Source organism: Bacteriovorax sp. DB6_IX (assembly GCF_000447775.1).
Classification (GTDB): Bacteria; Bdellovibrionota; Bacteriovoracia; order Bacteriovoracales; family Bacteriovoracaceae; genus Halobacteriovorax_A.
Map to the genome: position 1 here is coordinate 1 of NZ_AUNJ01000463.1, position 8,428 is coordinate 8,428.

10 protein-coding genes are annotated in these 8,428 nt (G+C 36.6%); 2 read left to right on the top strand and 8 right to left on the bottom strand.

The genetic code is table 11. From position 1 onward, the window contains the following. A partial coding sequence (locus M901_RS14410; RefSeq protein ID WP_021278950.1) for a hypothetical protein occupies window positions 1-592 on the top strand: 592 nt, incomplete at its 5' end. On the opposite strand, the gene M901_RS14415 is transcribed toward M901_RS14410, so the two are convergent. The 7 genes from M901_RS14415 to M901_RS14445 form a co-directional block, all read right to left on the bottom strand. Beyond that, complete coding sequence (locus M901_RS14415; protein ID WP_021278943.1) at window positions 561-887, bottom strand: hypothetical protein; 327 nt, start codon at window positions 885-887, stop codon at window positions 561-563. The two genes, M901_RS14410 and M901_RS14415, sit on opposite strands and share 32 nt — an antisense overlap. A 7-nt stretch (window positions 888-894) precedes the next feature. Continuing rightward, window positions 895-1,482 carry an asparagine synthase-related protein gene (locus M901_RS14420; RefSeq protein ID WP_255345260.1) on the bottom strand — a complete coding sequence of 196 codons (588 nt, stop codon included), beginning with the start codon at window positions 1,480-1,482 and terminating at the stop codon, window positions 895-897. A gap of 141 nt (window positions 1,483-1,623) precedes the next feature. After that, window positions 1,624-2,025 carry a hypothetical protein gene (locus tag M901_RS14425; protein ID WP_034722456.1) on the bottom strand — a complete coding sequence of 134 codons (402 nt, stop codon included), beginning with the start codon at window positions 2,023-2,025 and terminating at the stop codon, window positions 1,624-1,626. After that, the gene (locus M901_RS14430) at window positions 1,973-2,476 is read right to left on the bottom strand and encodes a hypothetical protein (RefSeq protein ID WP_034722457.1); all 504 of its coding nucleotides are present in this window, start codon (window positions 2,474-2,476) and stop codon (window positions 1,973-1,975) included. Before M901_RS14430 ends, M901_RS14425 begins: the two co-directional genes overlap by 53 nt. Before the next feature lies 1 nt (window position 2,477). Further along, entirely contained in the window at window positions 2,478-4,091 is a 1,614-nt protein-coding gene (locus M901_RS14435) for a hypothetical protein (RefSeq protein ID WP_021278948.1), read from the bottom strand. Then, window positions 4,078-4,851, bottom strand: coding sequence for a glycosyltransferase family 2 protein (locus M901_RS16815; protein WP_021278942.1), 774 nt, complete (start codon window positions 4,849-4,851; stop codon window positions 4,078-4,080). Before M901_RS16815 ends, M901_RS14435 begins: the two co-directional genes overlap by 14 nt. Further along, a complete protein-coding gene (locus tag M901_RS14445) occupies window positions 4,848-6,743 on the bottom strand; it encodes an asparagine synthase-related protein (RefSeq protein WP_021278946.1) in 1,896 nt (631 codons plus the stop codon). The genes M901_RS16815 and M901_RS14445 overlap by 4 nt, the downstream gene beginning before the upstream one ends. Before the next feature lie 119 nt (window positions 6,744-6,862). Here M901_RS14445 and M901_RS14450 point away from each other — a divergent pair, with 119 nt between their 5' ends. Continuing rightward, a complete protein-coding gene (locus M901_RS14450; RefSeq protein WP_034722460.1) occupies window positions 6,863-8,083 on the top strand; it encodes a nucleotide sugar dehydrogenase in 1,221 nt (406 codons plus the stop codon). A gap of 5 nt (window positions 8,084-8,088) precedes the next feature. On the opposite strand, the gene M901_RS14455 is transcribed toward M901_RS14450, so the two are convergent. Next, the coding region (locus M901_RS14455; protein ID WP_021278945.1) for a hypothetical protein at window positions 8,089-8,428 on the bottom strand (340 nt) is incomplete at its 5' end.

Genomic DNA, 8,428 nt, shown 5'->3' on the forward strand with positions numbered 1-8,428 from the left:
AGAAAGTAAGATTATCAACTTTAACTATCATGGTCTTGGTAGTTGGCGTCCTCGTGATTTTATTGCAAGAAGAATTTATGATAAAGAAAGTCATAAACAATATATCAATTCAAAAGAAATTTCACAGATTATCAAGGGTGACTTATCGGGACTAAGTGCAAAAACAAGTATCACACCCTACTATAAAATCTCACCAAAAGACTCAGTACTCTTAATGACTCACAAGAGTTGGAGTTCACCTTTTTTAATGACATGGCTTAAAAATCAGAAGAAGACATGGAGCACAGGTAAAGGTAATGGAGAAATCATCCTGACCTCAATAAACTCACTTGAAGAGTTTATTCAAGACTTAAGAAAGCTATTAAAAAGTGAGGATGTCACAAAGATTATGAAGTGCCAAATATTGGAAGATCTTTTAGTCTATGACTTAAAAAACCAAAGGAAAAATCAATACCAACAAGACCTCTCACTCTACTTGGAACTCCTTCCTTCACAGGCGACATCAATTGAGGGAATGCTCTTTGATCAAGAGTTCTTTAAAAACAGAAGAAACCTCTTTATCAAACTTGAGTCACAGACTCAGTGGCCGTGAAAAGCTTAGGATCATAATAAGTCCAATAAAGCTCTAAAAGATCGTTTGCAAAGAAAACTTCATGCCAAAGAAGAAGTGAGATCAGAATAAAGTTCTTCTTTTGTCCTAAGAAAGACTGCTCATTCTCGCTGATCATCTTCTCAAGTTCACCCGCATCTATTTCAAAGAGTTTATTCTCTAATTTATCCAAGGCCTTTTTTAAATTAAACTCCCTTTCAATTGGAAAGAAGAAGGCCTGCTTTTGGCGTTTGGCAAGTTGCTCCTCATGAAAACCTTCTTTAATTACTTTTCTCAAAATATTCTTAGAGGAAAAGGCCCTCTCTTTTAAAGAGATATTCTGATTTTTTAAGTGATGTTAGAACAACTTGTGATAAGAATGGGACACGAGCTTCAACGGAGTTCGCCATAAAAAGTCGATCCAAACGAAGGAGTGTGTACTTATTATTCCAAAAACGAAGATCTGTTTTAGTTAGAGAGTTTTCTGGAGCTAAAGGGAGATTCTCTTTAAAGTAACTTAATAATTTATCACTCTTAGAGATATTTCTTTGCAATAAACGCGAGACTTCATCATTAGAAAAAACACTTATAAGAGACTCCAGATGAGTCTCATAATCAAAGACACTTCTTAGATGTTTTCTGAGCTTCGCCAAATCCTGCTGACTCAACTTGGCCTTATACTTAAAAAGCATATGAAAAATAAAATCAGGACATAGCAGAGCGCCAATATAAATGAGGATTTTTGCAACAATACCAAAGTATTTAATAAAAAAGTATTGTTTTAAAAGCGTCTGATGATGAATATAGCCGTTTAGAATCTCATCAGCGCCTTCTCCAGAGAGGACAACTTTACCTTGAACCGACTGGGCCAGTCTCATAGTAGGCACAATTATCGAATCACATAGTAGGCTACTTCCAAATGAAAGAGAGCTCTTCGATAATCTTCTAGCCCAACCTCTTCATGCTCTACAGTTCGAATCTTATCACCATATTTTTCACAAAGTCTTTGGGCCGCTTGTGATTCATCTATATCTTTATGAGTAAAACGATAAACAATACTGAGAACTTCTATACTTTAACTTTTTTACAGCGAGGTAAATGGCCGAAGAATCAATACCACCAGATAAGAGAATATTAAAATCTAATGTGGGAATCCTCAGAGCAACAGACTCCATGAATGACTCTGAGAATGTACGTGGTTCTACAATAAGTTCCTTATTTGGTGAGACCTGTAAATTCCTTGGGTGTAAATCTGTCTGAAACTTTAAGTGGCTTCCAGGGGCCAGTGATTTGACGCCACGAAATGGTGATTCGTCATAGATATTATAGCGATACTTTAATATAGAATGAATGGCACGCGAGTTAATTCCTTGACAAGAATTCTCATAATGAAGAATAGGCTTTATTTCTGAGGAGAACGATGAATTGATAATCATCTATGAAATAATAGAGAGGCTTAATTCCAAAGTGATCTCTAATGATAAAGACTTCATGATTCGATTTATTGTAAATTAGAGCACTATAGCAACCATCCAGATGCTCAGTAAAATCACTCCCCCAAAGGCCATAGGCCTTCAAGAAGACCTCACTATCACTTGAGCCCTTAAACTCCACTCCCTTCTCTATCAACTTCTCTTTGACTTCCAGGTAATTATAAATCTCGCCATTGTAACATAAGATATTATCACGATCATCAATCATAGGTTGTGAAGAAAACTCATCGTCTCCCACTATACTTAAGCGCGTATGACCAAGAAAGATATCCAAATCGCTATAGTAATGCTGCTCATCAGGGCCACGATGATATAAGAGAGATAAAGACTCTATTGCCCGATTTTTATCTACAACCTTTCCCGAAATATTAATAACACCAAAGAATCCACACATCTTAAATTTGATACTCCAATTCTAAATGATTATCATTACGCTTTTTCAAATCGACAGTGATTAAGTCATTTGTACAATCACTCCCTGTAAAGTAGCGAGATTGAGGGACATAACGAAGTTGAGTGATCCCCCTATATAAGAGAGACTCTGAATCTAATGGAATATTATGTAATTTTAATTCAATACGAAAATTATTAAGATCTATCTTCTTACTAAACTTTGTCCTTGAGCATTGAGATTTCACGATTAGAACTTTCTTAATAATTGACTTGATCCTCATGGCCAAATATCTTTGGCGGGCAAAAATAAGCATAAAGAGATTAAAGGCCACTTGAGTTAATATATTAAAATACTTTTGTTGAAACTCACTTAGATAACCTTCAATATAAATATATCCTTCTTCTTCGTTATAAAGAGTTTTAAAGGAATCATTATAAATTTCGCTAACAAGAAAACGATTCTTTAACTTGAGAATTAAACCACTATCACTTCGCAGCTTGCGATCATTTTTACTATAGACAATGCTTGCTCCCCCTTTCTTGAGGTGACAAATAAAATAGTGTTCTTTGCTATTTATAATGAAGATATCAGCATTTCTAAGAAAGAGACTAAATTCATCTCCCTCAATTGGCAATTGAGATGGGGCCACTTTTTTAATAGAATTCCCCAATAGTTCTGCTTCCCAAAGATCACAAACTCTATAAATAAAGTAATGATCATCTTGCTCCAAAGGGCCAATATCGTTGACTCCTCGATATTTTTCACTGATGAGTGAAGCAATAGGATCATACTGCGACCAATACTCAATTCCTCGATAGAAATGAGTCTGAGTATTACGACTGCCAATAGTTCCAAAAATCAATCCATCTTGATCAATAAAGTATTGAAAGAGCCCCAAGCTCTTCTTAGAGAATTCTTCAATCTCGCTATCCTGATTCAACTCATGGATGAATGAAAGAAAGCTAATTGAAGCACTCATATAGGCCAGATCTACCCCATCATACTCAAGCGCCCATCCTTCATCATCTACATACTTAAAGAAATAAGCTTTCATTTTAAGATAGAGTTGCTCATATATCGGATTATGAAATAATCTTGAGGCCTCAAAGACTGAAGCGGCAACAATCGCAATATGATTGGCAATAACTTCAGGTTCATCACTCTTTGATAAGTGAGTTATAATCTTATCAACAATGAACTTAATACTATTGGAAGCCTGGGGCGAAAGAGCGTTCCCTACTAAATGATAAGTACGACAAAGCGAGTGTAAGAGATAGGCACATGGTCCGGCCCACCCTCTTTCGTTAATATACCACTCATCAAAAGAGCCATCAGATTTCTGGATACTTTGAAGATAAGAAATTCCCGCTTCAAGACACTCAAGGAGATACTGACTTTGTTGAGAATTATTCTTCTGTTCATCGAATTTTAAGGCCAGAGCAAGTGCATGAATCCCCTGCTGTCTCGCGGCACTTGGAAAACTCTTTGTTTTAAAATGCCAAAAGTCCTTATCAAAGCACCCATAACTCTTACTAAATTTCCTTCTGTCTAAAGAAGACAGTAATCTCTTTAGACAAATGTCATAATAGGACTGATCAAAACTAGATATCGACACGCTCTCTCCAATACCCATTTAATTCTCGATAAATAAAAACCAGCGGGGTTAACAAGAAAGCAAGAGGGGCCTTAAGAAATAAGTAAGGAGATGTTCTTAGTGCATACTTGATTTTACTAGAGACAACTCGTGAACTGCCATGGCCTCTTTTCATCCAGTGGCTTGGCAACTCAACAAGACTTGCCCCACTATCAGAAATTGAGACAATACTTTCTTGAACATATGTATGTCTCCCCTGAATATTAACAGCACAAAGGGCCTTATATGACATGGCCCTAATTCCACCATGAGAATCAGATATCTCCAATTTCGTAGCAAGACAGAGATAGGTGCTTAATAATTTAACTCCAAAGAAATTTCCCTTTGGATATGGGTAATCGACGAGATGACCTTTTTTGAATCGAGAGGCCAAGACAAGATCATAACCTTGATTTTTAACTGCTTCATAGAAGATTTTTATCTCATTGAGATCCACTTGCCCATCAGTATCAAGTGATATCGTATAATCGGCATTCAGGACCTTGGCATATTCGAGGCCGATTTTCATAGCACGACCCAGGCCTTGATTTTCGCCATCTAAAACAATGGCACCGTTCTTTGCTGCCACGTCCTTTGAGCGATCGGTAGAATCATCGACGCAGATAATTTTTGACTCACACATCAACTCACAAGAAATCTCTTTTAGACGAGTGATAATGAAAGCAAGAGACTCTTCCTCATTCCTTACAGGAAGAACAAAACATAGGAGCGACTTTTTCATCGTAGATACTCCTCTAATGAGATATCCTTAGATAACTCACGATGAATGCCACCGTCTAAAAACTCCATACACCAAATTTCTAATGCTAAGAGAGTATAAATTCGATAACCATGATGCTTAAGTTCTAAGAGTTCGTGTTCTTTAACTCTTTGCACTTGAAACTCAGAAAATAATTCTTCTATATAATCCGTATTATACCAACCGCGATCACATAATCTCTTCTTAAGTCGTCTTAAAACCTCATGCCTTGGTCTCAAAATGAGATACCAGGGCATATCAAAGCTTCTATTATAAATTTCATCCTTTCCCAAATAGCGCTGCAGGGCCTTTTTATGAAACTTACGATTAATCTTCTTATTATTTGTTAAACGATGAAATGTACTTCCACCATTTACCCAATTCTTTGGAAGAGAAGTAATAAAAGTCATAAGTTCTTTATTAATAGTTGGAAAATAGAGATTCTGACCAAATTTTTCCATCGAGTTATAAGTAAAGAAAGACATATAGGTATAGAAACCATTGAAGAGTTTGGCCTCAATGAGTCTTTGCTCAAAGTTATTCTTATTAAATTCTAACTCAAGAGAGCTTCTCTGAACTGGGACATCAGAAAAGAGCTCCTTATTAAAGAGCTTTTGCTGGACACCATCGTCAAAGTGACGATAAGTACATAAGCGTCTTAAGAAGTCTTCATAGAAGTTGTCTTGACGAAATAATGAGGCCACATGCTCCAACTCCCAGAACCTTTCCCAGTCAGTTAGCTTCCTAAGCCCCTTTGCTCCATGATAAGAAAACTCCCTTAAAAAACGAGGAAGATACTTCATATAACGATGGTATTCGGCCACAGGATAATACTCTCCCCATAGCGTATCGCCTCCATCACCTCCAAGCATTGTATCTGTATACTCAGCAGATATCTTGGCAATCTTATGTATTGGCAATGTTACAGAAACCACTGGTTCTTGGTTTGTACGAATTATATCAATAATACTATCAAGGTCCCCGGCCTCTATCGGGATATTATGATGAACTCCACCAAATTTCTTGGAAATATTCTCCGCCTTCTTAGACTCATCCCATGCCCAATTGGGAAAGGCCGCAGTAAAGGTATGAATCGGTCTATGGTGAACCTGTGAGGCCTGAATATGGACAAATGATGTGTCGTGACCACCACTTAATAAGGTGCCGACTTCTTCACTTTGATAAGTTTCAAAGTGCTCTTTTAATCCCTGTCGATAGATTTTTTCATACTGATCTAAATGCTCATCAAGATTTTGAAAGCTTCTTTCTTTAAAATCAAATTCCTCATGCCAATGATGAGAGATACTTGAGCCGTCTTTTTCAATAAAGAGCATATAAGTTGGTAAGAGCTTCTTAATACCTCTTATCTGTGTCTGATCAGGTATGGTAAAGCCATTTGAAATAAAACTCTTTACACTACCGAAGTGAGCAAGTGGCCCATGGTAGAAATACTTTAAAATACTTTTAATCTCTTTTGCAAAAACAAAGAAATCATCATTTTGATAGTAGTAAACTCGATGGGTATTATAGCGACTATTAAAGAGTTTTAACTTCTGAGTATTTTCATCATAGATAGCAATGAAGAATAACCCGTCGCAATACTTATAGAATTCATCACCTAACTTTATATAGAGCTTATAGATTGAATCCAGCTGATTCTCACGATCAAAACTATCCTCAGAAAATAGCTTAGTCACTTTTCCATCAAGAATGACTTGAGTTCCATCTGAAAATGACTTAGCACTCCAAGTAATGCTCCTATCACACTCATAATAACGAAAGTTTAAGCTCAGATCTTTTGGTGCTAAGAGGCCGTCTTCTTTGATATTTAAATCATCAAAGCTTCTTCTTCCTAATTTATAGACACCAAACATGACTCTCCCGTGCTAACACAAAGCGCAATTCGCATTCCAAATATAATTTGTTATAATAAAATTCTAAAGAAAATATCACGAAGTAGCAATTATTGAGAGCAATTGCTAAGGAGCTGAGATTGAAAACAATCGCCGTCATTGGACTAGGTCATGTAGGCCTAAGCTTTGCTATGTACTATGCTTCAAAAGGGCATAAAGTTATAGGTGTTGATAAGGACCAAAATAAGATTAATCTTATTCGTGACGGAAAATGTTATCTCTTTGAGCCTCAACTAGAGGAGCTCTTCTTACAATATAATGCCACTCAATTCTTTGCGGCCCATAGCACAGATATTGACTACCACAAAGTTGACACAGCTCTAATCTGTGTTGGTTCTCCTTTTCAAGATGGCTCAGTCTGTCTTAAGGCAATAAAAGAAGTTGCAGACCAACTAGAGAAATTTCCACATTTAGAGATTATGGTTAAAACAACCTTACCTCCGGGAAGTACCAGAGATCTTTTTAAGAACCATAATAAGGTCTACTTTGTTCCTGAATTTCTAAGAGAAGGAAGTGCCTTTAGTGATATAAGAGAGCAGGATCTAGTCGTGGGAGTGGCCAATAAGCACCAGCAGGTTCAAATTCCAACAATCTTAAGCTCAATGAATAAGAAAATTCGTATCACGGATTTTGAAACAGCAGAGCTTCTCAAGTACAGCTCAAATGCTTACCATGCTATGAAAATAGCCTTTACTAATGAGATTTCATCTATTGCCCAAGAATATCGAGTTGATGCCTATGAGCTTTTTGACCTGTTCAAAAGTGATCATAACTTAAATATCTCTTCGCATTACTTAACACCGGGCCCGGCCTATGGAGGCTCGTGTCTATCTAAAGACCTGAGTGCTCTAACAACACTAGAAAAGGGCCCGTCGCAGTTAACGCTTTTAAGAAGTATTGAAATAAGTAATATGAATCAGATAAAGAGAATTGAAAGACTTATTTATCAAAATAAAATGGAGTCCCTTTGCTTTATTGGCATTAGCTTTAAGCCTGAGACCAATGATCTTCGTGACAGCTTAGTCGTCAAATTAATGAAATCAAAACAGGCGATGGACAAGGTCGAAAGACTCTACTTCTATGACCCATTAAATACGAGAGAGCACATTTCTAATATTCAAAGTTTAAGCATGTATTCAGAAATCATAGAACTCGTAGATACCATTGTGCTAGGACCTCATAGACTAGAAGATAGGTATGTCCTTGAACTCGTAAAAGAGCAAAAGAAAGTTATAGATTTAGGCTATTTTGACTATCCTCAAGAGCTAAAAGATAGCCCCAACTACCAAAGTGTCTTTTAGAATATTTAACTAACCCAGTGATTCGTCTCACAATTAAAGAGCTCAGAAAAAGCCTTTTGCTTAAATACCGCGCCATCTTTTAAAAGAGTGAATGTGCGAATACCATTCTTATTTCCGAGTTCAGCCTGCAGTTTGGATTTCTTAGTAAAGGGAGTCTTAAGCTTAGCAATTGTATTAAAACCTAGTCGAAGTTTGGAATCGTCAATTTCCTTTCCATGTTCTTTAAGAAAATTGGCAAACTCTTTCTTCTTTTGAGTTAAATCACCAAGATCACCAAAGATCATATCAAACTCTCCATTAACGAACTGAAGCTCTAAAATATTTTCTTCAAAGATCTCTTCATCA